At 53.3% G+C, this 23,023-nt stretch carries 22 protein-coding genes; 8 read left to right on the top strand and 14 right to left on the bottom strand.

Annotated features, from left to right (window positions below):
* Window positions 1-304: 304 nt before the first annotated feature.
* The 7 genes from AC6I8C_RS21095 to AC6I8C_RS21065 all read right to left on the bottom strand — a co-directional run bounded on the left by AC6I8C_RS21095 (window position 305) and on the right by AC6I8C_RS21065 (window position 6,501).
* Window positions 305-991 carry a hypothetical protein gene (locus tag AC6I8C_RS21095; RefSeq protein WP_497823722.1) on the bottom strand — a complete coding sequence of 229 codons (687 nt, stop codon included), beginning with the start codon at window positions 989-991 and terminating at the stop codon, window positions 305-307.
* 638 nt (window positions 992-1,629) lie between these two features.
* Window positions 1,630-1,857 carry a hypothetical protein gene (locus AC6I8C_RS21090; RefSeq protein WP_497823721.1) on the bottom strand — a complete coding sequence of 76 codons (228 nt, stop codon included), beginning with the start codon at window positions 1,855-1,857 and terminating at the stop codon, window positions 1,630-1,632.
* Between the two features lie 140 nt (window positions 1,858-1,997).
* Window positions 1,998-2,252 carry a hypothetical protein gene (locus tag AC6I8C_RS21085; RefSeq protein WP_497823720.1) on the bottom strand — a complete coding sequence of 85 codons (255 nt, stop codon included), beginning with the start codon at window positions 2,250-2,252 and terminating at the stop codon, window positions 1,998-2,000.
* 116 nt (window positions 2,253-2,368) lie between these two features.
* Window positions 2,369-2,791, bottom strand: a complete 423-nt coding sequence (locus AC6I8C_RS21080; RefSeq protein WP_497823719.1) for a hypothetical protein — start codon at window positions 2,789-2,791, stop codon at window positions 2,369-2,371.
* 70 nt (window positions 2,792-2,861) lie between these two features.
* Window positions 2,862-3,173 (bottom strand): hypothetical protein, encoded by a 312-nt coding sequence (locus tag AC6I8C_RS21075; RefSeq protein WP_497823718.1) that lies wholly within the window; start codon window positions 3,171-3,173, stop codon window positions 2,862-2,864.
* 594 nt (window positions 3,174-3,767) lie between these two features.
* Window positions 3,768-4,298 (bottom strand): GDYXXLXY domain-containing protein, encoded by a 531-nt coding sequence (locus AC6I8C_RS21070; protein ID WP_497823717.1) that lies wholly within the window; start codon window positions 4,296-4,298, stop codon window positions 3,768-3,770.
* On the bottom strand, window positions 4,291-6,501 hold the full coding sequence (locus AC6I8C_RS21065) for a DUF2157 domain-containing protein (protein WP_497823716.1): 2,211 nt from the start codon (window positions 6,499-6,501) through the stop codon (window positions 4,291-4,293). The genes AC6I8C_RS21070 and AC6I8C_RS21065 overlap by 8 nt, the downstream gene beginning before the upstream one ends.
* 378 nt (window positions 6,502-6,879) lie before the next feature.
* Here AC6I8C_RS21065 and AC6I8C_RS21060 point away from each other — a divergent pair, with 378 nt between their 5' ends.
* Complete coding sequence (locus AC6I8C_RS21060; protein WP_497823715.1) at window positions 6,880-8,238, top strand: esterase-like activity of phytase family protein; 1,359 nt, start codon at window positions 6,880-6,882, stop codon at window positions 8,236-8,238.
* Window positions 8,239-8,410: 172 nt separating this feature from the next.
* On the opposite strand, the gene AC6I8C_RS21055 is transcribed toward AC6I8C_RS21060, so the two are convergent.
* The 4 genes from AC6I8C_RS21055 to AC6I8C_RS21040 all read right to left on the bottom strand — a co-directional run bounded on the left by AC6I8C_RS21055 (window position 8,411) and on the right by AC6I8C_RS21040 (window position 11,300).
* Window positions 8,411-9,001: a TetR/AcrR family transcriptional regulator gene (locus tag AC6I8C_RS21055; protein WP_497823714.1), complete on the bottom strand. Its 591-nt coding sequence runs from the start codon at window positions 8,999-9,001 to the stop codon at window positions 8,411-8,413.
* A 248-nt stretch (window positions 9,002-9,249) separates the two neighbouring features.
* On the bottom strand, window positions 9,250-9,951 hold the full coding sequence (locus AC6I8C_RS21050; RefSeq protein WP_275222106.1) for a glutathione S-transferase family protein: 702 nt from the start codon (window positions 9,949-9,951) through the stop codon (window positions 9,250-9,252).
* A 440-nt stretch (window positions 9,952-10,391) separates the two neighbouring features.
* Window positions 10,392-11,006 carry a protein phosphatase CheZ gene (locus AC6I8C_RS21045; protein ID WP_497823713.1) on the bottom strand — a complete coding sequence of 205 codons (615 nt, stop codon included), beginning with the start codon at window positions 11,004-11,006 and terminating at the stop codon, window positions 10,392-10,394.
* Window positions 11,007-11,114: 108 nt separating this feature from the next.
* Window positions 11,115-11,300, bottom strand: a complete 186-nt coding sequence (locus AC6I8C_RS21040; protein ID WP_497823712.1) for a hypothetical protein — start codon at window positions 11,298-11,300, stop codon at window positions 11,115-11,117.
* Between the two features lie 56 nt (window positions 11,301-11,356).
* Between AC6I8C_RS21040 and AC6I8C_RS21035 the strand changes: the two genes are divergently transcribed.
* Window positions 11,357-11,782 carry a VOC family protein gene (locus tag AC6I8C_RS21035; RefSeq protein WP_497823711.1) on the top strand — a complete coding sequence of 142 codons (426 nt, stop codon included), beginning with the start codon at window positions 11,357-11,359 and terminating at the stop codon, window positions 11,780-11,782.
* Between the two features lie 191 nt (window positions 11,783-11,973).
* On the opposite strand, the gene AC6I8C_RS21030 is transcribed toward AC6I8C_RS21035, so the two are convergent.
* Together AC6I8C_RS21030 and AC6I8C_RS21025 are read right to left on the bottom strand one after the other, a co-directional pair.
* Complete coding sequence (locus tag AC6I8C_RS21030; protein ID WP_497823710.1) at window positions 11,974-12,486, bottom strand: GrpB family protein; 513 nt, start codon at window positions 12,484-12,486, stop codon at window positions 11,974-11,976.
* A 559-nt stretch (window positions 12,487-13,045) separates the two neighbouring features.
* Window positions 13,046-13,780, bottom strand: coding sequence for an SDR family oxidoreductase (locus AC6I8C_RS21025; protein WP_497823770.1), 735 nt, complete (start codon window positions 13,778-13,780; stop codon window positions 13,046-13,048).
* Between the two features lie 450 nt (window positions 13,781-14,230).
* Here AC6I8C_RS21025 and AC6I8C_RS21020 point away from each other — a divergent pair, with 450 nt between their 5' ends.
* A complete protein-coding gene (locus AC6I8C_RS21020; RefSeq protein ID WP_497823709.1) occupies window positions 14,231-14,542 on the top strand; it encodes a cupin domain-containing protein in 312 nt (103 codons plus the stop codon).
* A 174-nt stretch (window positions 14,543-14,716) separates the two neighbouring features.
* Here the strand turns inward: AC6I8C_RS21020 and AC6I8C_RS21015 are convergent, their stop codons facing one another.
* A complete protein-coding gene (locus tag AC6I8C_RS21015; protein WP_497823708.1) occupies window positions 14,717-15,835 on the bottom strand; it encodes an ABC transporter ATP-binding protein in 1,119 nt (372 codons plus the stop codon).
* Window positions 15,836-16,149: 314 nt separating this feature from the next.
* On the opposite strand from AC6I8C_RS21015, the gene AC6I8C_RS21010 reads away from it, so the two are divergent.
* From AC6I8C_RS21010 to AC6I8C_RS20990, 5 genes are read left to right on the top strand one after another with little or no spacing between them, the layout of a single operon-like run.
* Window positions 16,150-17,370: an extracellular solute-binding protein gene (locus tag AC6I8C_RS21010; protein ID WP_497823707.1), complete on the top strand. Its 1,221-nt coding sequence runs from the start codon at window positions 16,150-16,152 to the stop codon at window positions 17,368-17,370.
* Window positions 17,370-18,719 carry a carbohydrate ABC transporter permease gene (locus AC6I8C_RS21005; protein ID WP_420371904.1) on the top strand — a complete coding sequence of 450 codons (1,350 nt, stop codon included), beginning with the start codon at window positions 17,370-17,372 and terminating at the stop codon, window positions 18,717-18,719. The genes AC6I8C_RS21010 and AC6I8C_RS21005 overlap by 1 nt, the downstream gene beginning before the upstream one ends.
* A gap of 10 nt (window positions 18,720-18,729) precedes the next feature.
* Entirely contained in the window at window positions 18,730-19,581 is an 852-nt protein-coding gene (locus AC6I8C_RS21000; protein WP_013196085.1) for a sugar ABC transporter permease, read from the top strand.
* Window positions 19,582-19,584: 3 nt separating this feature from the next.
* Window positions 19,585-20,778: a glycoside hydrolase family 53 protein gene (locus tag AC6I8C_RS20995; protein ID WP_497823706.1), complete on the top strand. Its 1,194-nt coding sequence runs from the start codon at window positions 19,585-19,587 to the stop codon at window positions 20,776-20,778.
* A 41-nt stretch (window positions 20,779-20,819) separates the two neighbouring features.
* Entirely contained in the window at window positions 20,820-22,877 is a 2,058-nt protein-coding gene (locus tag AC6I8C_RS20990) for a beta-galactosidase (protein ID WP_497823705.1), read from the top strand.
* Window positions 22,878-23,023 lie beyond the last annotated feature (146 nt).

Here is a 23,023-nt window from a genome sequence, read left to right as displayed (position 1 = left end):
TTTCCTGGTGTGATAAGCGGGTATTTTCCTGAGCCGTCGGCCCTGGTTGCGAGAACAAAATCGAGGAGTAGTCACAGACAATAATGGAACGGCTCTGCCTGGCAGGCTTTATCATCCTCTTTTCGTGCTCATGAATTAAAACCTGCGTCCTGTAGTTTACGGGAACAGCCAGGTAAACGAAAAGATCATGATTTAGTCTGCTGACGGAGGGTTTGAGAGAAAAACGGACCTGAACGTATGCGGCTATAAGTCAGCTCACATAGATGCAGGCTAAAAATCGTTTCTGACAGGGAATCGCATCGCATCAGTTAACCCGCAACGGGTAACATTTTGTCCAGTTGTAGTTGATCTTTGCCAGCGTCAGTTCTCCGGCGACCTCCCCAAAATCAACGGCCTGACGTTCCAGAAAATAGTGACGTAAGGTTGCGGGTAAAAAAGCCGCGTTGTAGCGCAGCAGGGTGCTGTGCCAGAAGGGGGCCGGTAATGGGCTGCCCGAATGACGCATCATCAGCTCATTCTTCCAGTCAGAATCGAGCACATTTTCGCAGAATGACTGACGCATGGCTACGGCAGGACGTTCAGGGATCCCTGCGAGCAACAACTGACCGGGCAACGCAACGAGCCGGAGATCCCTGATAACGATTTTCTTCGCCTCAAATCCGGTCCAGATAGCCGTCAGCTGATCCACTTTTTCGGGCAACGGCGCGTTTTCGTGATAGAGGGGCAGGGTCAGAGGTAAGAAGGTAAAATGAAAACCGTCTGCTGGCAGAACATCGGCCAGCGGATCATCGCTGGTGAGTTGCTGCAGTTCACGCAGCAGACGTGAGACATCAGAGGATACAGACGGTTGTATGCCTGCTGCGAGAGCGAGTTTTACCGGATCGTAGTAATTTCCTTGCCTGATATCGCCAATGCCTGCATTTTCCCGCCACATCGCAACGGTATTCTCATTTGCAGAACGGTAAATGTTGTGCAGATTCATCGATTCCATGTCAGACCTTTTGCCATTTAAATCTGTTTGTCGCTAAGGATATTTCTTACTGACGTTTCAGGCTACCTGATTAATCTTTGAGTGATCATTCGGACATTAAAAAAATGTGAAAGGTTAATCCAGTGTGGATCTCATCAGGCGTGTCTCTGTGGCTCATCGCGAGCGTTTAACAAGGTGCTAAACGTGCGCCTCGGCCTTATAGCGAACAGTGGCAATTTTTACAGACTGGTGGGTAATCTGAAGCAAAAAGGCATTTGAATCACATTGCAGTATCAGCTTTTAACACGCCAGAATTTCCCTGGTAGCCAGATGTACATGGGAAATGACTGGACAGCCATTATGGTGAATCGGTGCAGAGGCCGGTTTTCTGTCAGAGGAATCGACAGGGATGACGCACGAGCCGGAACGCTGAATGGTGCCGAATAAGCTGCCATTGCTCAGGCTGACACAATACGGTGTTTTTTAAGTTGCCTGAGCTGGCAACTCCATCAGCTTTTACAGTTCAGGTCCTGCAGCATAACGTATCAGCATTGCTGTGCTGTCTGTTTAGTCTGCAGGCATGAGGCCGCCGGAGTAATCAACCTCCGACAGACCGCGTTAACAGCATACGGATAATTACTTAGATGCCCTGGCTCCGCTCATCCCGGGAGAACCATCATGTCCTCCCTGACTCCCGCCGCTGCCACCCTGACCGCCGACGCCGCCTGGACCCGCATCGCCGCCGTTTCCGCCATTACCTGATCCGTCACCATTACCGCCGTTTTCACCCCCATTACCACCGTCGCCGCCGTCTCCGTTGCTGCCAGAACCCGCATTCCCTCCGTCTCCCCCGTTTCCATCACCGCCACCGTCACCACCGTCGCCACCGTCGCCGTCTGCCAATGCCGCAGTGCTGAATATTCCTGCCGCCAGTGAGGACGTTACAGTGAATACGACAATGAAAGGTCTCAGTAATGCTGAGGTGAGAATAATGAGGTATGCAACTTTCCTGAGAAGGTTTTTCATATCATCTCCTGCGTTGTGAATTATATGCCGCCGTCATCACCACTATCACCGCCACTGCCATCACCGCCATCACCACCATCACCGCCGGGTGAATTATTCCCGCTTCCTCCGTTGCCACCATTCCCTCCATCAGCTCCGTTTGTGCCTCCATTTCCGCCATTTCCGCCATCTGAGTTGGAACCCGTGCCAGCGTTACCGCCGTTACCGCCATTTCCGCCGTTTTCACCCGGACCACCGTCACCGCCGTTTCCACCATCCGAAATCAGTGATAAAGAAGCAGAAAGTAGACTCGGGTATGCCGAAGATGCATAACCGTAATGTGTTAAAACCGCCAGCAGCAGAGTGGAGCACCTTAATAAGGTTCGGCATCGTTTACAGATGTTGTGACTGGTCATTGTTACCTCCATCACCGCCAGCCCCGCCGGGGGCGTTATCTGTTGATCCGCCATCACCACCGTTTCCGCCATTGGCGCTACCGGGTGTACTTTTATGATGTTTATGGTGCTTGTGACGGGTTTCAGTCCCGGCGCCTGCACCGTTCCCCCCATTTCCGCCGTTACCACCTGAAGCAGAACCGTTACCGCCATTACCTCCGTTCAGACAACCGGTGCCTGGTACGCCATTTTTACCATTTTCTCCGTTGGGTGAAGTGGCGTTCCCATTCTGTCCGTTCTGACTTTCACAGTCAGACAGCTGGATAGTGCCCTGCGGCAATGTCTGACTGAAGACCGGAAGGGAAAAAAGAAGTCCTGCCGAAAGCGGCATGAGAATCAGAGTGTTGAGCAGCTTTGACATAAAATTTCCATCCTTTAATTAATGGCCGACTTCCGGAGGCGACCATTTTTAGTAAGATTTAACAGCCTGATTACGCACCGCCGCCGTCACCGTCACCGGAACCATTGCCGTTAGCTGAGCCGTTGCCAGTGCCGTTACCATTACCGCTGTGGTTCCCGTTACCGCTGCCGCTGTTATTACCGCCATCTCCGCCCGGGCCACCTGGAGAATTGGCTCCAGAGCCGCCGTTCCCGCCGTCACCACCATTAGCATCGCCAATAAGTACGAAGGGATGGGAGGGGCGGTCAGTAAGCGGTTCGTTGATTAACGGTGCGGCGACAGAAATTCGCGCCGCCGAGAGAACAAAAAGGCCTAAAGCAAGAGTTAGTTTTTTATGTCTCATAATCCATCCTTAAAGGTAAGAAATACATGAGATAATCGCGGCCCATTACGTAAGTAATGAGCCATTTGATTAAAGATAAATTCATTAAAAATTAAAATCACAGGAGTGTAATGAAACGTATATCGATGTCTTGGGATATTTTTGTTTGAATTTTAGTGGAAGCATCGGAGGTGTTAATTATTAGTTAAGTTATTGATTTTTTCGGTAAAATTTAAGGCTAATAATTAATCTGCTAATGGTTTACTTTTTTCATGAATATACACACATTACACTATTATTAAAGTGGTTTTTCTATCAATAAACAAAAAGTGGCGTATATAAATTTAAGAAAAAAGGCGAAAATGTCATTTCTGTATAATTATGCTGAACATTAAAAGGGATGTTCTGATAGATATTATTTAACGAATGGCACTTTGAAAGAGTATTGCCCGTTTTTCAGCTGAGGCTATGAAGGGTTAAGCGATTACACAAGCCAGAACGCTGGCCAAAAACCTGCGAAGGCATCGTGATGCGCTGCTACAGAAATCCTTTCAGTAAAACTATTAAGCCCGCCTGTCAGTCTGTTTTGTGCAGGTCAGCGAGCGTCTTTCATAGCTAAGGCTGAATCACCTTTCCCTGCTCATCAAGCAGATCTGTCAGGAGAGCTGTGCCATCCTCTCCCACGCGGAATGCCCCGTAGCGTGCCTGCGCGAAACGCTCGCCATGACCTTCCTGAAAGAAATAAGCGTTGGTGCCGACGGTCAGCGATCCGGAGTGTTGATGGTATTTCACCCGTAGCTGATTCGTATGTAGCGGCTCACCCTGATCAAACCGGGCCTGAGTTGCATGACGCTGCGCATCGAGATCCACAACCAGGGTCCTGCTGGTGGGCAGGCATGGCGATGACCGGGTCGCGCCGCAGGCCACCACCTGTTGATACAGCGTCTGCTCCAGCGATCGGGTGAGGGCATAATTCAGGGCCATGTAATCACCCTGCATCAGGGATCGCGGGTCAACCGGCGCAAGGGGTAAAATCATGACCGCACCCTGTTTCAGCAACTGCTCTTTTTGCCAGATGCTGATATTAACGGTCACCAGCGCCAGCGCTATCACCGCGCCTGCAAGCCATCGGCTCTTATTACGCATTCTCACTCGCACCTCCGGTTTGTGCGGGTAACGCTTTTGTGACGCCCCACGCCAGCCCCAGCAAAACCAGACCGCCAGCCAGCAGCAACAGCGCTTTATGCAGCAGCATCACCTCCAGGAAGTAATACCAGCCAATGACATAGAGCACCACGAACCCGCCACTGACCACCAGCAACCCCGGACTTCCCAGATAACGCGACATCAGAATCAACCATAAGCCCAGCCCGATACCTGGGGCATAAAGGGCGGCAGCCCCGCAGATCACGGCGGCGGGCAGTGTAATTATCGAAAACAGCGGCTGCCCGCTTCTTTTCTGACTGAGCGCACTCAGCACTAAACCTGCCGCAATACCGGTGCCTGTCGCAGACTGAAGCATCGAAAACTGCGCAGAAGACCAGAAAAAATCCATGAGAACCGCCGCGTTTATTCCGAGGAAACTCAGCAGCATCAGACCCGCCGGAATGCCATACAGCAGCGGATGTACGGCGTCAGCATAGGATCCTGCCAGTAATTCCAGCTGATGGCTGACAATCCACAGCCACAAAAACATCACCGCTGCCACCAGCAGGGAAACAGCAACGCGGCCTGCCATTGGCGACAGGTAGTGCAGGGAAAGTAAATAGCCTGCCAGCACCAGAAAAAAAGTCAGGGCAGTGATGGCCATAAAGCGGTAAGTGCGGTCAGGCATCGCCACCGTCATCGCCGTAAGAATCGGTAATGCGCACAGTGAGCTCAGCATCATAAAGCTGACGTCATTGCTCTGGATTTGTAACACAACGCCGAAAACCAGACCGCACGTCGCCGCAATGGCCCATGCCAGCCCGAGGTGATACTTACCGTCACGATCGCTGCGTAACAGGCCGCGGGCAATTACGGCGAGGACCAGTGAAGGCAGGATAAGGGTGACAGCATTCTGGTCATCGAGCAGGTCAGTGGAATAGAGCACCAGTGCCATCAGTAACAGAGTGATAATCGCGGCGACCCAGCCTCCGACGCTCAGCGCAAGCCTCAGATACCAGGGCAGGTCCGATGCGTGACCACGTTGCTGAATCTCCCTAATCTGTGCGTCGCTCAGCAGGCCCTGCTGACGAAGTCCGTCTGTCAGTAAGGTCAGTCTGGCCGGAGCCAGATCGATCGGTCCCTTTTCAGCCAGTTTGCGCTGCCACATCAGCAGGATCGAACCATTTGCCGCTACCCAGAAAATCATCAGGACGCCGGTCAGGTACAGGTCAGCCGTAACATTGGCCACCAGAAATAACTGCATGATCAGCGCGCAGCCCACAACCGTCAGGCTGGCGATGCCCAGCGTCAGTATGCAGAGATCCACATGGCGATAGCGGTACAGGTAATAGCCTGCCAGCAGGGTAACCACCCAGCCGCCCGTCACTAACGTAAAGTGGTTAGCACCGTGCCAGTCAGAGATATTTCCGGCCATGATGGCGGTCAGCAGCAGCAGTAAATATCCGGCCATGACGCGTGAGAACCAACGGCTTGCCAGCCAGCTCTCAGGATGATGTGTTATTGCCCGCCAGGCCAGAACTTCCCTGATAATCAGGCAGGCTGCCAGCAGCGCCAGATAGCCGTGCAGCACTGTCGTCGGGAGCCAGAAAAAGCTGTCAGACACGGCAAGGTCCAGCAGTGACGTCGGTAACATGGCGGTGTAATAGAGCTGGAACGCCAGGTTAGCGACCAGCCAGCTGCAAAACCACAGGCTGTTTTGCCGGGCAATCAGCGCCAGCGGCAGAAGAACGCATAACCAGGCCCGGAAGAGCTCCCAGCTATCCGCACCCGTCTGATAAATCTGCCCGTAAAGCGCAAACAGGGCACCGAAACTTAATCCTGCTGCCAGCAATGCGCTGCGTGCCAGCGTGCTGTACCAGCGCCACCAGACCACTACTGCCAGTGCGACGATCAGCAGTTCGGTGAGGGCAAATTTCGCCATCTTCGGCATCCTGGCCCAGTTCCAGGCAATAAAAAACACCGCACCTGCAACCAGTGACAGTAATCCCAGAAAGCAAAGTACCGGGATAAGAAACTGACGCCACTGCGAATCTGAGGGTCTGATACCACAGAAAGCAAAGATGCGCTGGCAGGTCTCTGGGCTCAGGCTTCCTGCTTTGACCAGATGCCCGATTTGACGGCAAACATACGCTGCCGTTCGTGATGGCATCCCGGTTATCTTATCGGCCGTAATCCCCCTCATATTTTCCGTGCCTCTGTTTGCGGTGTGACTTTGACGATGTTAACCACGGTTCTTCCCTGTGATGGCGCTTTGATGAGCGGCAGATAATTTTGCTGAACAAATGTAAACATCTTTTCCGGGATATAACAGCGTAAATCAAAGGCGGGGAGTGAACGCTGCGCGATCTGTCGCATTGTTATGATCGTGAGCATCGTTAACCAGAAGTACCTCCGTTTACTGATGTCCTGACACGGACCATTTTGTCTGAACAGACAGTTTCATCTCTCTTAATTCACGGGAAAATAATCACTCTGTTAACCGCCAGTGTTTCCCGGTGATTTCATTTTTCTGTCATTTTTATTCTCTAGGCTCGTGTCTTTGCTCAACGGATATAAAAATATGAAAATAAAAGCGATTTCTCTGGTTGTCGGTTGCGCACTCTCGTTATCAACGCTGGCGGCACAGTCGAAGGTCGAAAGCTACATCGTCAGTTTCCCCGAAGGAACGCGCGTGAGCTACAACGGTGCGTTCGCCAGCGCATTTCCTCAGGGTCTGCCGATGGGTATCGGCTCCGGTTTGCTGTTTACCGGTAAGCAGGGAGATGCGCTGACCTTTGTTACCGTCACCGATCGCGGGCCCAATGCCGACTCGCCTGATGTGGGTAAGAAAGAGGCAAAAATATTCGTCACGCCAGGCTTCGCGCCACTACTGATGAATATTCGGGTACAGAACGGCAAAGCCGAGGCCACAGATGTCCGACCATTGCATGACGATAAGGGAAACGTTAACGGATTGCCGTTGCAGGATGGCGTCATCGGATCAACCAATGAAGTCGCGCTAAGCGATACGCTGAAAGCGCTGCAGGGTGACAACCGTGGTCTGGATACGGAAGGCATTACGCCGGATGGCAAGGGCGGATACTGGCTGTGCGATGAGTATGGTCCGTTCCTGATTAACGTAGATGAGCGAGGTAAAATCCTGGCGATTCACGGGCCGCAGGCAGCCGAAGGGGAGAAATCCATCGCGGGCGGTCTGCCGAACATACTCAAATGGCGTCAGCCAAACCGTGGTTTTGAGGGGATTACCCGCATGCCTGATGGGCGTATCCTCGCCGCGGTGCAGAGCACGCTGGATATCGACGGTAAAAGTAAAAAGCAGGCGCGCTTTACCCGCCTGGTGAGTTTCGATCCGGCGACCGGGAAAACCGCAATGTATGGGTACCCGATCGACAGCGAGGCTTACAGTAAAAACAGTGACGCAAAAATTGGCGATATCGTGGCGATCGACAATCAGCATATCCTGCTGATAGAGCAGGGCACCGACAAAAACGATGCGATGCGCAACCTTGTTTATAAGGTGGATCTCAGCCCCGCTACCGAGCTTTCAGCATATGATAAGCCCGGTGAATATCCCGAGTCTGACGACGAGAAAACGCTGCTGAATCGTGGCATAAAGTTCGCCGCTAAAAAGCGGGTGGTTGATTTACGTCAGCTGGGCTGGCAGCAGGAGAAAGCCGAAGGGCTGGCGCTGATCGACAATAAAACGCTCGCGGTCACTAATGACAATGACTTTGGCGTGAAAGCGGTGATGCAGAATCCGGTTGAAGGTAAGAAGCGTAAGGATTATCGGGTGACGGAGCAGGGGACACTTACGGTGGATGACAAGCCGGTTGCCACGACGATTGGTCTGAAGCCGCTGAAAAAACCGGAGTCAGACAGTGAGTTGTGGATTATCACGCTGGCGGAATCGCTGAAATAAATGCTTTTCTGATTCGGGGCTTCACCCCTTTAGCGCAGGTGATGATGAGACACGGCGTAATACATTTGCTCTTGCCCGTCGCGCATTGAGCCAAAGGGGAGAATCCTGAGTGGAAAAGTACAGGCGCTACCGGCCGCCGCTTCGCATTGGCGCGCATTTAGTAAGCTGGATGTTAGCTGAAGTGAGTTGCTGAAAGCGGCAATGCCGGCAGAGGTCCGAAGGCGCGGTATGAATCCACCAGTGAATCGAAAAGCGAGATATCAGAGCGACTTCTGGCAATAAGCTGGGCACCGGCAATGGCCGTGAAAATTGCTCGTGCTCTTGATTCACTCTCCTCTGATTCGCACACCTTTGCCGCCACCAGAAGCCTGTTCAGCCATGCAATGTTGACATCAGCAAACTTCTGAATCTCTTCGCTCATCTCAGGGGGTAAAGTATCTTTTTCCGCACCCATGAAACTGCCCAGGCAGAGACGATTGTCGGCCTCCAGCGATCTGCGGAATATTTCAGGAAAGCGATGCAGAGCATCAATCGGAGTGGGACTTTCTGATTCGATTGTTTCCAGCGCGAGCACACCGTCCTCCCAGTATCGTCTGGCAACCGCAGTGCCCAGAGCGGCCTTACCTGGAAAATGGTAATAAATACTCGCCGCTTTAATACCCACTTCCTGGGCGAGGTCGCGGAAATTCAGACCATTGTAACCCTGGGATTGGGCAATTTTTTTGGCCGCCAACAAAATGGCTTCCCTGGCGTTGACGCTCATCTTGATGCCTTAGGTATTGGGATACTTTCTTAAACTGGGAACGCTAATTTACAGTAAACGCTTACCGGGTGACAGGCAGATTGTCAGTAAGCGCAATGAGTTCGATGCGTCCAGGATGCTCAGGCAGATGTCACTTCATTAAGATTCAGCAAGCGACATCGACAGCCGACGCTTTCCGGAAAACCGTGCTCACCGGGAAAGTCAGCAGATAACGATCCCAGTGTACCAGCGTTTCCAGTAAGAGCGGATTACCGGGCCGGCGAATCCAGCTCAGGAATGCCGCTATTGCCATCGGCGTAGGCTGCCTGGAAAGCGGGACGTTTAGTCCAGCGCTGCCAGTACGCATCTAAGAACTCAAAACGCTCGTCCAGTGGGGTGGCATTGACCGGGAATTTCGAGAAAGCGATCGCGGTTGCCAGCGTAATGTCCGAGAAGGTCGGAGCATCTCCGCCGAGCAGCCATTCGCGACCGTCTGACAGGTGACGATTGACCAGAGCGGCGTGAGACAACGCTTCCTTACGGCAGTGTTCGCCCCAGGCCTCATTTTTGGTCAGTTCCAGCTTGAAGCCAAGCCCGGTGTGCAACACGTGGAACGCGGTAACGATGCGGTACAGGATATGTACCCACACCCGGTTATCCCACATATTATCCAGACCCTGTTCCAGCGCGGTCTCTCCCATAATCCTGCGCCCCGGATACGCCTGATCAAGATAACGAACGATAGCAGCCGTTTCGGAAATATAACTACCGTCAGCCAGTTGAAGGGTAGGCGTTTCACCCCACGGGTTCATATTCAAATGACGCCAGCCACGCTGTTCTCCTCCGGGAGACATGTCATAGATGGTCTCGGCAAACTGATCAGCGATGCCCTTTTCGTGCATGAACAGACGCAGACGCTGTGGGTTCGGAAAGGCCGAAGGCGAGGTGAAAAGCTGAAGTTTAGCGGTCATGGTCAATCCTGTGGGTTGGTGGCTGAGTTGCCTAACAATTGTTAGGTAGATAAACCTTAGCTGCCAGATCGACCTACGTCAATGCCTACCTAACATTTGTTAGGTAAATATTCTGGCAGTCCATCTGGTCGGTACAGCATCTCAACGCAGGCTGAGCTGAAGGCGGGAACAGGATGACGCAGGAGGGTTGAACGAATGCAGATGACGGGTGTGGAGCGATGCAAACGGGTATTCAGGTGCAGTGCTATTCCGAAAAGGCAATGGGTTGAGGTGGTCGCAGTCAGGTCTGCCCATGTAGCCGACGGGTGTCGGCATCTTAACGGGTTACGAAAACAGGCGGCCGCTACGAGCGGACGTTTAATAACACATCTGTTTTCAGGAAGAATGCCGGATTACCCTGATATTTGTTGTCAGTGCTATCCGGGCCTCGTTCGTTCGGTTTACATTCCCAGACTGGCCAGCAGGTCGTCTACATCATCCTGACTGGCAGGAGTTTCTGATGAGGAAGCGGGTTTAGACGGCGCACTGGCCGTGCCATGTGAGCCGGTGTTATCACGGATAACCTGTATCAGCTGTTGCTCAGCCTGATTCAGCACGGCCATCATCGCCTGGACTATCTGTCCGGTGAGATCCTGGAAGCCCTGTGACATCATAATCGCGTGCAGCTGCTGTTGTGTCAGACCCGTGATACGGGGGACTTCATCCAGCAAGGCAGCGGTATCCACTGCTAATACCTGAGCCTGTTCTTTGTCCGACGGATTCCCGGAAGCGGCATCCCAGCGTTGTGTGAGTTTCTCCGCTTTTTCGCCCAGTTCGGTTTGCAGAGGCTGCGTGATCTCCACGCTGTTGATGACGCCTTCTGCGGCTTCACGGGTCATTGTGACCACATAACCCAGTCTTTCACGGGCGTTCGGGATACTTCCCGCCACATCGGCAATGGTTTTATCAAGGCCCAGCTGTTGCAGACTGTCGCGAAGCTGCCGCAGGATGTAGCCAGCACGTGCCGTAATCTCGGTAATTTCCTGCTGCTTACTATGGGTGTCGGATGGTGACATGGATGCTGTTTCCTGCGTACGAAGTGTCGATAACTGAGGTTATCGGCAGCGTCCGGCGGTTTATTAAATTTCCTGTGATTTTTCCCTCAGAACAGACGTATCAGAATGTTAAGAAGACGCCTCGGCACGGGGGTTGTCAGGTTTGGGAAAGAGAAAAATGCGGCTGAATATCTGTGTACACACAGCGGGCTTTTCTGCATGGAGCAGAATGCCAGTGGCAACCATTAATAATGGTGCTTTTAATAACCGGTCGATGATCTGAAGCGGAAACTGGCGCATCAGGTAAATATTCATTGCTGCTGTGAACGGTATAGTATCTGTTCAGACAAACGGCGAGAGGTTGTAATCAAATGCTTACGTATATCACGACTGGTACAAATGACCTTCAGCGCTCCGTGGACTTTTATGACGCTATTTTTAACGTCCTCGGCTATTCGCGACAGCCAGCCTGGACAGAGGGCTGGGCAATGTGGGGAGATGATGATAATCCGGATGAGGGGTTCAGCTTTTGTATTTGCCCCCCTTTTGACGGACATACCGCGACGGCCGGGAACGGAACCATGTTCGCATTCAGTGCAGATAACGCAGAGCTTGTCAGACGCTTTCATGCAGCTGGCCTTCTTGCGGGTGGAGAGAATGAAGGCGCTCCAGGCACACGAACCGCATACGGCCCCGACTTTTATGTTGCCTACCTGCGCGATCCTGACGGGCATAAGCTGGCATGCGTTTGTCGGGGTTATTCTCCTGAAGCAGATAACTACACAGATGAACAGTAGTCATCCCATTGATAAAATTTCACGATTTAAGCGGTGACTAAGTCAGCCGTGAATTTCTGCGTTAACGGTGAGAAATCTTAATTCAGTATACGGCTGGCGCAGTGCGATTCTGGCACAAAGCGGAGATACCAGCATGGTGAAGTCTGCTGAAGGATAAAAGGAGACATGACATCCTGCAGTGAACTCATTCCTTATCGTTCTGACTCAGCCTGGGCCAGACGTAAATGATGCGCTATAAAGTTCGCTTTGAGCGCGCTGTAGCGATGAGCATCGTTCCTGCTGAGTCGTGCTGCTGAGTGTTTCAGCTCAGCATACATCCTTACGATGTGAGTGTTTTTTCGTAAGTAATCGCGGAAAACAAGATGTCTTAGTATCTGCCTATCGCCACTAGCAAATGCATGCACCTGATGGCTACGCTGATCGCCACCCTTAATGAAATATCTGCGCCCTGAAATCCCGTTCTCACCGCGGATAACATAACCGGCGTGGGCCATTGCACTATTGTATCTATCCAGTTCATGGATGTCGGAGACTTCCAGCAGTATGTCGATAATGGGCTTTGCTGAGAGACCAGGCACGGATGTGCTGCCAATGTGATGGACATCTTTAGCCACTCCACCGAGCAGTGTCTTTATCAGTAAACTTTCCGCTTCAAACATCTCAGGCCATTTATCATCGTATGGCACAACTATAACCGTCCGCATCAATACACCTCGTCAGCCCTGAATATGCAATTCATCCCTGAACCTCTGTGCCTGCTGCCGGCGTTCCCTGGTGAAAAAAAAGCGTCCACTGGCCTTCATCTGAACAAATCCAGTAAGAGGAACGTAATGCCGGATGGCTGCCATCAGCGTAAAACGTCCGATAGTGAAGCAGAGCGCAATCGCAGCCCATCTTTGTGAGCCGGAAATCGCTGCTGAGAATAAAGGGGGCATCCTTCTCTCTAAGCAGCGCCGTAATAGTCTCTGATCGGTTGACCATTACACCTGATCGGGTGATTTCCCGGAACGCAGGATGAAGAATCAGCTCAAGCCACTCCCGATCGTTTCGCCTGTCACCATGAAGGCTGCACTCAAGTAATCTGAGCTTTTCCAGAAGCATTCTGCTTACCCTCAAATGATCATGCCGGACGTTTCAAAGACTATAACAGTGCGCCTGTGTCTTCACTGCTGATACAGGCAATTTCTGATGGACATATTGTCTGCAAAGAGCGAGAAGCGGAAGTATGAATGTTTGTTTAACTCTATTGGCTTTTAGCCACTCTTATCCCAGGTCTTCGCGAGTTGGACCTTGAAAGTAGATACTGCTTATATGGCAACTACGTGGCTGAGTCAGCACAAAACGAATTGTTTCCCAGACTGAGCGCCCATTCATCAGACGTTCCCCCATTCTGGATTCACTGTCGACAAGCGTATCTAACCCTGTAAGTTCGAAATCCGGTGGATACAACCCGGTCACACGTATGTTTTCTTCGGACAACTGCTGTGACAGTTTGGTGATAAACCCGCTAAGCCCATGTTTACTGGCGAAAAAAGCAGGATGCGCAATTGAATCCGTAAAATTCGGGATCCCACATGAAGATATAATTGAGATGATATCAGCATTGTCTGAACGTCTTAACCCGGGCAGCAGAGCCTGAGTCAGCAGAATCGAACCTGTCAGACCTGAACTGACGGTATTGATAATTTCTGTGTCAGGCTGATCGTCTAATCTCCCTGATAACCACTGAGCAGCATTCAGGATTAAAATGTCTATAGGCTTGTCTGAAATTAACAGCTGTGAGGAAAACTGAGAAAGGGATTCAGGGCGTGTTAAATCACAGATATACCCTTTTGCAATGCCGCTTTCAGCAGTGATGATGCTGCAGGTTTTTTGAATATCTTCAGCCCGCCGTGCGCAAAAATCCACCTCGACGCCCTCTCGTGCCAGCCACACGCACAGCACCTGGCCAAATCCCCCGCCGCCACCGGTAATAACAGCTCTTTTACCTCTCAGCATCTTCATTCATCCTTTTCCTGATGACTATATGTGGATGTAGATATACATGAGGAAGTTAAGTGACATCTTTCAGTTAATGCCTTTTTACATGGGAACAGAAATAAGCTGCACCGCAAACTGTTTAGCGTGTGCCAGGGGATTAGCAATGTCCGCTTCTGGCACAAAGAGGACATCGGCTCCGTTCCGGGTCTGGGATCTTCCATTAGAGAGCCTTAGCCATACACAGAGATCATCAGGCCGTGATCTGATAAAGAAAAAGGTTCAGACTTCGAAGCACCCTGATTCGAAGAGCACCTGATTTCCCGCCCTCGTTCTCTGATCCTACCTCCCAGCTTTGCTATCAAACGGACAACCCAGGGACAAATCAGGACAACAGACGGCGAGCGTGTAGAACCCATCAACGCTCTCTGCTATTCATGACGTTAAATCACGTCTGTTGAGAGAGAAAAGATGAACTTTTATCGCAGTAAAGCATTTACCGGCTCTAAAGCCTGGGATGCTCAACACATTACCAGCTTCGATAATATCAGCGTGAAACTTCACTGGACCGATCAGCCCTATAAATGGCACATCAATGACGGACAGGAGGTTTTTGCTGTGATGGATGGGTGTGTTGAGATGCAATACAAAGAAAACGGTGAGATCAAAAGCAGGACACTCAACACAGGTGATATTTTCTATGCCAGCGAAGGGACAGAACATATAGCGCGTCCGCAAGGTGCCGCCCGCGTGCTGGTCATTGAAAAAGAGGGTTCCGTTTAATTAATGTCCGCTCCGTTAGCGGGTAAAGCCGGATGTCAGTGTCCGCTTTGGCCATCAGTAATACCAGCCAGCTACCTGTGAACGGGATAATCCTGCAGGAACTGGCAGACCAGACCTTTATTTGCCAGGGGCAGGCTGTCGATGTCTTATCCAGCCTGCCAGATTCATATAACCTCAGGCCGCGCGCACCTGCGGCATCGCAATATCTGCGCTGATACGTGCGCCGTCGGCATCAAACACCATGCAGTGGTGCGGATGGAAGCTGGGCCGCAGTGTCTGGTAAGGGCGGAAATGCACATCGCCCGGCAGCAGCATCTTAAAGCCATCGTGGCCGTGGCTCTGACCAAACAGATACGTATTATTGCCGAGTCGCTCAACGACTTCGCAGTGGAAGTCGATATTCAGAGGCGCATCGCCGTTTATCTGCAACTGTTCCGGTCGGATACCCAGGGTGATTTCATCTCCTGGCTGCAACGGGCGGATGGGCGAGGGGAGTTGCAGCCGGTGTTCGCCGTCGTTGATCAGGGCGACCAGCCCGCCAGGGCCACACTGCTCCACACGTGCGGGCAGGAAGTTCATCTTCGGTGAACCGATAAAGCCCGCAACGAAGCGGTTGATCGGGTTGTAGTAGAGTTCCATGGGCGAACCTACCTGTTCCACCTTGCCGTAGTTCATCACCACAATCTTGTCGGCCAGCGTCATCGCTTCCGTCTGATCGTGCGTCACATAAACCATGGTGGTTTTCAGCTCCTGATGAAGCTTAGCGATGTGCAGACGCATATCGACGCGCAGCTCTGCATCCAGGTTCGATAATGGCTCATCAAACATAAATACCCGGGGATTACGCACGATGGCGCGACCAATGGCGACACGCTGACGCTGTCCGCCGGAAAGCTGTTTAGGTTTGCGATCCAGCAAGTGCGCCAGCTGCAGCGTCTTCGCCACCATCTCCACCTGATGCTGAATCTGCGCCTTGGGCAGCCCGTTGACCTTCAGGCCGTAGCCGATATTCTCCGCCACCGTCATATGGGGATAGAGCGCATAACTCTGGAACACCATCGCCACGCCCCGGTGCGAAGGTGCCACATCATTCATCACCTCATCGCCAATCAGAATCTCACCGTCACTGATCTCTTCCAGCCCGGCAATCAGCCGCAATAGCGTGGATTTTCCGCAGCCTGATGGACCGACAAATACTGCAAACTCACCAGCTTCAATATCAAGTGCGATATTTTTCAGCGTTTCTGTTTTACCAAAGCGTTTGGTGACATTTCTCAATCTGATGCTGGACATGCTGAACCTCATGGCAAGGAGTTTGGCGGCTAAAATGTATGACGTATAACAGTTGGTCAGTTTCCACGTCAGCCCTGATGGTGCCTGCGTTGACTATAACGTTCCGTCAGGGCACGCCCTATCGCTGTTTTTGATTTCTGTAATACCGATCACACATTGGTGCAAACGGGCTGGAGCGCAGCACCTGTTCCGCGTAGCGTATGACTTAAATGCGATACGTTACTCATACTTCATATGCACTATCAGCATATGTTTATAAAAAGAACATCAGCAAATGGCAGCTAAAAATGTCATACCTTCACACGAGGCCGGTAATGAAAATCAAAATCAGCGTTACGCTACTCCTGTCAGCCATGATGCTTAATCAATCCGTCTGGGCCGCTCAGCAACTCACCGTCTGGGAAGACATTAAAAAATCGGACGGCATCAAAACGGCGATCGCCGATTTTCAGAAACAGTTCGGCGTTGAAGTGAAAGTGCAGGAGATGCCCTTTGCGCAGCAGATTGAGAAGCTGCGTCTGGATGGTCCGGCAGGTATCGGCCCGGATGTGCTGGTGATCCCCAACGACCAGCTCGGCAGTGCGGTGGTGCAGGGCTTGCTGGCTCCACTGAAAATCGATGCGGCAGAGCAGAGTGCTTATACGCCTTCGGCAATGGCCGCGTTCACACAGAATAACGTGGTCTACGGCCTGCCTAAGGCGGTTGAAACCCTGGTGCTGATCTACAACAAAGAACTGCTGCCCGCACCGCTGAAAACCCTGGATGAGTATCGCGCGTTCTCGCAGAAGCAGCGCGAGGCAAAACAGTATGGCCTGCTGGCGAAGTTCGACCAGATTTACTACAGCTGGGGCGTGATGGCGCCAATGGGGTCTTACATTTTTGGTAAAGACGCAAAAGGCGTGATTAACACGCAGGATATCGGGCTGAACACCCCAGGCAGCGTGGAGGCGGTGACGTACCTTAAGCGCTTCTTCAACGAAGGATTGCTGCCTGGCGGCATCATGGGTGACAACGGCCTTAACGCTATCGACTCGCTGTTTACCGAGAAAAAAGCGGCAGCGGTGATCAACGGGCCGTGGGCGTTCCAGCCTTATCAGGCGGCCGGGATCAACTACGGCGTGGCGCCCCTGCCGCTGCTGCCAAACGGCAAGCCGATGAGTTCCTTCCTGGGTGTGAAAGGCTATGTGGTATCGACCTGGAGCAAAGATCAGCCGCTGGCGCAGAAGTTCCTTACCTTTATCAACCAGCCGCAGTACGTGAAAGCGCGCTATCAGAAAACCCAGGAGATCCCACCGGTTACTGCGCTGATGAACGATCCGATTATCAAAGATGATGAGAAAGCCAACGCGGTCGCGGTGCAGGCGGCGCGAGCCTCAGCCATGCCGGGCGTGCCGGAGATGCAGGAAGTGTGGGGTCCGGCCAATGCGGCGCTGGAGCTGAGCGTTTCCGGCAAGCAGGAGCCAAAAGCGGCGCTGGATAACGCGGTGAAACAGATCACCATGCAGATTGAAGCGATGCAGGCCAGCAACCAGTAATGCCGGTTCACGGGATAACCGTACAGGATAAGGATCAGAGTGTGGCTATATCTTCCGATGAACATCTGGTGACCGCTAAGCGTCCACGTCGTCATGCGACGACTGGTGCGTTGCTGGCACTGCTGCCTGGCTTCGGCCAGTTTTATCACCGCCAGTGGGCGAAAGGCCTGTGCTTTCTGATTCTGCTCAGCAGTTTTACCGGCGTCTTCCACGATTTTCTGCGTGAGGGATTCTGGGGGCTATACACGCTGGGTGAATCGGTGCCGCGCGATAACTCCATTTTCCTGCTGGCGGAGGGAATTATCAGCGTGCTGATCGCCGCCTTCGGCGTGGCGGTCTGGGGATTGTCGGTGCGCGATGCCTGGGTCAATGGCGTTAAGCGCGACAGGGGGCAACCGCTTAACAGCGTGCGTCAGCAGTATCAGTTGCTGCTGCGCGACGGCTTCCCCTACCTGATGATTTCGCCGGGCTTTATTCTGCTGGTGTTCGTGGTGGTGTTTCCGATTCTGTTTGGTTTTGCCATCGCCTTCACCAACTACAACCTCTATCACACGCCGCCGGCGAAGCTGGTGGACTGGGTAGGATTCAAAAACTTCATCAACATTTTCACGCTGTCGATCTGGCGCTCCACCTTCTTCGATGTGCTGCAGTGGACGGTGGTCTGGACGCTGCTGGCGACCACGCTGCAGTGCACCGTCGGCGTGATGCTGGCGATTCTGGTCAATCAGAAAGACCTGCGCTTTAAACCGCTGATCCGCACTATCTTTATCCTGCCGTGGGCAGTGCCGGGTTTTGTCACCATTCTGGTGTTTGCCGGGATGTTCAACGACAGCTTTGGGGTGATCAATAACGCGATTCTCGACTTCTTTGGCATCGCACCGAAAGCCTGGATGACCGATCCGTTCTGGACCAAAACTGCGCTGATTATGATGCAGACCTGGCTCGGCTTCCCGTTTGTCTTTGCGATGACCACCGGGGTGCTGCAGGCGATCCCGGACGACCTCTATGAGGCGGCCATCATGGATGGCGCCAGCGCCTGGACGCGGCTGAAAACCATTACGCTGCCGCTGGTGCTCTACGCCATTGCGCCGATCATTATCACGCAATACACCTTCAACTTTAACAATTTCAACATCATTTATCTGTTTAACAACGGCGGTCCGGCGGTGGCGGGATCGAATGCCGGAGGCACGGATATCCTGGTGTCATGGATCTACAAGCTCACCATGTCGTCGTCGCAATATGCTATCGCCGCCACGATCACCATTCTGCTGTCGATTTTCGTGGTAGGTCTGGCGCTATGGCAGTTCCGCGCGACCCGGTCGTTTAAACAAGATGAGATGGCGTAAGGGAGCAGTTATGGCTAAGTCCGGCAGTATTAAACGCGAAAGGTGGATACGCCTGTCGCTGACCTGGCTGGTGGTGCTGGCCGTCTCGACCATCATCATTTATCCGCTGGTCTGGACGGTAGGGGCATCACTGAATGCGGGCAACAGTCTGCTCAGCAGTTCGATCATTCCGGAGAATGCGTCGCTTCAGCATTATCGCGACCTGTTCAACGGTACGGTGCCTTACCTGACCTGGTACTGGAATTCGATGAAAATCAGTTTCCTGACCATGGTGCTGACGCTCATCAGCGTCAGCTGTACCGCCTATGCCTTTTCCCGTTTTCGGTTTAAGGGACGGCAGAACGGACTGATGCTGTTTCTGCTGCTGCAGATGATCCCGCAATTTTCGGCGCTGATCGCGATCTTCGTCCTGTCGCAACTGCTGGGATTGATTAACAGCCACCTGGCGCTGGTACTGATCTATGTCGGCGGGATGATCCCGATGAACACGTATCTGATGAAGGGCTATCTCGACTCGATTCCCAAAGATCTGGATGAGTCAGCGCGCATGGATGGTGCGGGCAACTTCCGCATCTTTGTTGAGATCATCATGCCGCTGTCGAAGCCGATTCTGGCGGTCGTTGCGCTGTTCTCGTTCACGGGGCCGCTGGGCGATTTCATTCTCTCCAGCACCATTCTGCGCACGCCGGAACAGTTCACGCTGCCGATTGGCCTCTACAACCTGGTGTCGCAAAAAATGGGTGCCAGTTACACCACCTATGCGGCCGGAGCCGTACTGATCGCTGTGCCGGTAGCCGTGTTTTATCTGGCTTTGCAAAAATACTTCGTCTCTGGCCTGGCTTCAGGCAGCACTAAAGGATAAATCATGACGCCCAAAACATTGATTCTCGCCCTGGCGCTGGCCTGGGCGACGCCGCTGCTCGCCGCCGCTCAGCCTGTCATCGCCTCTGCCGGGCCGTGGCCCGCCGATTTTATCAAAGGTGCGGACATCTCTTCACTGGCTGAACTCGAGAAGCAGGGTGCGAAATTCTACAACGCGGATAATCAGCAGCAGGATGCTATCGCCATTCTGAAAGCCAGCGGCATCAACACTATCCGGCTGCGGCTGTGGGTCGATCCCACCGACGGCAGCGGTCACACCTACGGCGGTGGCGGCAATGACCTGGCGACCACACTGGCGCTGGCGAAGCGCGTGAAAGCGGCGGGACTTAAGCTGCTGCTGGATATTCATTACAGCGACTTCTGGACCGATCCTGGCAAGCAGTTCAAGCCCAAAGCCTGGCAGTCACTGACCTTTCCGCAGCTGGAAACGCGGGTGCATGACTATACCCGAGACACCATCAGCCGCTTTAAAGCGGAGGGCGTTATGCCGGATATCGTGCAGATTGGCAACGAACTTAACGGCGGCATGCTCTGGCCGGAAGGCAAGAGCTGGGGCCAGAACGGCGGCGAGTTTGATCGGCTGGCGGGCCTGCTGAAGGCGGGCATCAGCGGGCTGCGCGAGAACCTCAGCGATCCGCATCAGGTGAAGATCATGCTGCATCTGGCTGAGGGGACTAAAAACGATACCTTCCGCTGGTGGTTCGATGAGATCGTTAAGCGTGATGTGCCGTTCGATGTGATTGGCCTGTCGATGTACACCTACTGGAATGGTCCCATCAGTGCCCTTAAAGCCAACATGGATGATATCTCCCGGCGCTATGACAAAGACGTGATGGTGGTGGAAGCCGCCTATGGCTACACGCTGGAAAACTGTGACAGTGCTGAGAACAGTTTCCAGGCGAAAGAGGAGAAAGCCGGCGGCTATCCCGGCACGGTCGCGGGGCAGGCGGCCTATCTGCATGACCTGATTAAAGCGGTGCTGGCAGTGCCGGACCATCGCGGCAAGGGCGTGGTCTACTGGGAACCGGCGTGGATCCCCGCGCCCGGCAATACCTGGTCTACGCCCGCCGGCATGAAATATATCCACGACGAATGGAAACAGGGTAACGCCCGCGAGAACCAGGCGCTGTTTGACTGTCACGGCAAGGCGCTGCCTTCGCTACAGGTTTTTCATTAACTATCAGCACTCACGCTGATCTTTTCCTCTGAGGAACAGGTATGAATAAATTTCCCCCGCTGAGCGCCCGGGTTAACCGGTTGCTGCATGGTGCTGACTACAATCCGGAACAGTGGGCGCACCAGCCGGGCATTATTGATGACGATGTCGCGATGATGAAGCAGGCGAACTGCAACGTGATGTCAGTAGGTATTTTCAGCTGGGCGAAGCTGGAGCCGGAAGAGGGGCGCTATGAGTTTGGCTGGCTGGATGAGGTGATCGATACGCTGTGGTTGCAGGGGATTTCCGTGTTTCTCGCCACACCGAGTGGGGCCAGGCCTGCCTGGATGTCGCAGGCGTATCCGGAGGTGTTGCGTGTGGGGCGCGATCGCGTTCCCGCCCTGCACGGTGGCCGCCATAACCACTGTATGACCTCGCCGGTTTATCGCCAGAAAGTACAGGCGATGAATAGCCGCCTGGCCGCGCGTTACGCGCATCATCCGGCGGTGGTCGGCTGGCATATCTCTAATGAGTATGGTGGCGAATGTCATTGCGATCGCTGTCAGCAGGCCTTTCGCGGCTGGCTGCAGCGTCGCTACGAGACGCTGGAGACGCTGAATCTCGCCTGGTGGAGTGATTTCTGGAGTCATACCTACACAGACTGGTCACAGATTGCGTCGCCTGCACCGCAGGGCGAGATGTCGATTCATGGTCTGAATCTGGACTGGCGGCGATTTATGACCGATCAGGTGACTGACTTCTGTCGTGAGGAGATTAAACCGCTGAAACAGGCGAATCCCGATCTGCCCGCGACCACCAATTTTATGGAGTATTTCTACGACTACGATTACTGGAAGCTGGCATCGGCGCTCGATTTTATTTCCTGGGACAGCTACCCGATGTGGCACAACGAGAAGGATGAGACCACGCTCGCCTGTTACACCGCGATGTACCACGATTTGATGCGCACTCTGAAGCAGGGTAAACCGTTTGTATTGATGGAATCGACGCCGGGCTCAACGAACTGGCAGCCAACCAGTAAGCTGAAGAAGCCGGGGATGCATATTCTCTCTTCACTTCAGGCAGTGGCGCATGGTGCGGACGCGGTGCAGTATTTCCAGTGGCGCAAGAGTCGGGGGTCGGTCGAGAAGTTTCACGGCGCGGTGGTCGATCATGTCGGTCATATTGATACGCGAACCGGGCGTGAAGTGAGTGAGCTGGGCCGGATGCTGGCAGCGATGACGCCGGTGATGGGCAGTCGGGTTGAGGCGCGCGTCGCGATTATTTTCGACTGGGAGAGTCGCTGGGCGATGGATAATGCGCAGGGTCCACGCAATCTTGGTCTGCATTATGAGCGTACGGTGAACGAGCACTACCGGGCTTTCTGGGAGCAGGGTATTGCGGTAGAGGTGATTAACGGCGATAGCGATCTCAGCGGTTACGATCTGGTGATAGCGCCGATGCTCTATATGGTGCGCGACGGTTTTGCCGCGCGAGCAGAAGCGCATGTTGAGCGGGGCGGGCATTTTGTGGCCAGCTACTGGAGCGGCATCGTGAATGAGAGCGATCTTTGTTATCTGGGAGGATTCCCGGGTCCGCTGCGGCCGCTGCTCGGCATCTGGTCAGAAGAGATCGACAGTCTGACCGATGAGGAGTTTAACGGTGTGCGCGGTGTACGCGGCAATGAGCTGGGTCTGAGTGGGCCCTATCAGGCGCGGGAGCTTTGCGAGCATATTCATCTGGAAGGGGCCACGGCGCTGGCCAGTTACGAGAGTGATTTTTATGCCGGAACCCCGGCGGTGACGGTGAATCGGGTCGGTCAGGGTAAAGCCTGGTATATCGCGTCGCGTAATGATCTGCCGTTCCATCGGGATTTTTATGGTGCGCTGATTAAGCAACTGGAATTACCGCGTGCGCTGGCGACTGAGCTGCCGCCAGGCGTTGTCGTTCAGCGGCGAACTGATGGTGAACAGGCGTTTCTTTTTGTGCAGAATTTTACCGGTCAGACGCAGCGGGTGTCGTTGCCCGCCGGGCTGAGTGATTTGATTGATGGCACGCCATCAGGAGGGTCGCTGATGCTTGCGCCCTGGGGATGTCGGGTGTTGAGTGGGCCGCTGTAGTAAGGGAAGCATATGCCCCCATCGCTTTGGGTTTGGCCATTGTCTGTAGGAAGAGCTGGGTTTTACTGTTGATGTACGGCAGGTTTTTTAGAGGCTGATCGCAGGAGTCGTGTATATTTTGTGAGCAGCCCCGGGCATGTATCCCT

It is taken from the genome of Pantoea sp. X-Soil-YNGN-844, from assembly GCF_059730595.1.
This window is presented reverse-complemented; position numbering and strand designations above follow the sequence as displayed.

Coding starts and splice junctions, on each gene's coding strand:
- AC6I8C_RS20995 (WP_497823706.1), top strand. CDS start 19,585: ATGACGCCCAAAACATTGATTCTCGCCCTGGCGCTGGCCTGGGCGACG.
- AC6I8C_RS21035 (WP_497823711.1), top strand. CDS start 11,357: ATGCTTACGTATATCACGACTGGTACAAATGACCTTCAGCGCTCCGTG.
- AC6I8C_RS21020 (WP_497823709.1), top strand. CDS start 14,231: ATGAACTTTTATCGCAGTAAAGCATTTACCGGCTCTAAAGCCTGGGAT.
- AC6I8C_RS21045 (WP_497823713.1), bottom strand. CDS start 11,006: ATGTCACCATCCGACACCCATAGTAAGCAGCAGGAAATTACCGAGATT.
- AC6I8C_RS21010 (WP_497823707.1), top strand. CDS start 16,150: ATGAAAATCAAAATCAGCGTTACGCTACTCCTGTCAGCCATGATGCTT.
- AC6I8C_RS21080 (WP_497823719.1), bottom strand. CDS start 2,791: ATGTCAAAGCTGCTCAACACTCTGATTCTCATGCCGCTTTCGGCAGGA.
- AC6I8C_RS21000 (WP_013196085.1), top strand. CDS start 18,730: ATGGCTAAGTCCGGCAGTATTAAACGCGAAAGGTGGATACGCCTGTCG.
- AC6I8C_RS21095 (WP_497823722.1), bottom strand. CDS start 991: ATGGAATCGATGAATCTGCACAACATTTACCGTTCTGCAAATGAGAAT.
- AC6I8C_RS21050 (WP_275222106.1), bottom strand. CDS start 9,951: ATGACCGCTAAACTTCAGCTTTTCACCTCGCCTTCGGCCTTTCCGAAC.
- AC6I8C_RS21055 (WP_497823714.1), bottom strand. CDS start 9,001: ATGAGCGTCAACGCCAGGGAAGCCATTTTGTTGGCGGCCAAAAAAATT.
- AC6I8C_RS21075 (WP_497823718.1), bottom strand. CDS start 3,173: ATGAGACATAAAAAACTAACTCTTGCTTTAGGCCTTTTTGTTCTCTCG.
- AC6I8C_RS21085 (WP_497823720.1), bottom strand. CDS start 2,252: ATGGTGGAAACGGCGGTGACGGTGGTCCGGGTGAAAACGGCGGAAATG.
- AC6I8C_RS21005 (WP_420371904.1), top strand. CDS start 17,370: ATGCCGGTTCACGGGATAACCGTACAGGATAAGGATCAGAGTGTGGCT.
- AC6I8C_RS21065 (WP_497823716.1), bottom strand. CDS start 6,501: ATGAGGGGGATTACGGCCGATAAGATAACCGGGATGCCATCACGAACG.
- AC6I8C_RS21060 (WP_497823715.1), top strand. CDS start 6,880: ATGAAAATAAAAGCGATTTCTCTGGTTGTCGGTTGCGCACTCTCGTTA.
- AC6I8C_RS21070 (WP_497823717.1), bottom strand. CDS start 4,298: ATGCGTAATAAGAGCCGATGGCTTGCAGGCGCGGTGATAGCGCTGGCG.
- AC6I8C_RS21025 (WP_497823770.1), bottom strand. CDS start 13,780: ATGCTGAGAGGTAAAAGAGCTGTTATTACCGGTGGCGGCGGGGGATTT.
- AC6I8C_RS20990 (WP_497823705.1), top strand. CDS start 20,820: ATGAATAAATTTCCCCCGCTGAGCGCCCGGGTTAACCGGTTGCTGCAT.
- AC6I8C_RS21030 (WP_497823710.1), bottom strand. CDS start 12,486: ATGCGGACGGTTATAGTTGTGCCATACGATGATAAATGGCCTGAGATG.
- AC6I8C_RS21015 (WP_497823708.1), bottom strand. CDS start 15,835: ATGTCCAGCATCAGATTGAGAAATGTCACCAAACGCTTTGGTAAAACA.
- AC6I8C_RS21040 (WP_497823712.1), bottom strand. CDS start 11,300: ATGAATATTTACCTGATGCGCCAGTTTCCGCTTCAGATCATCGACCGG.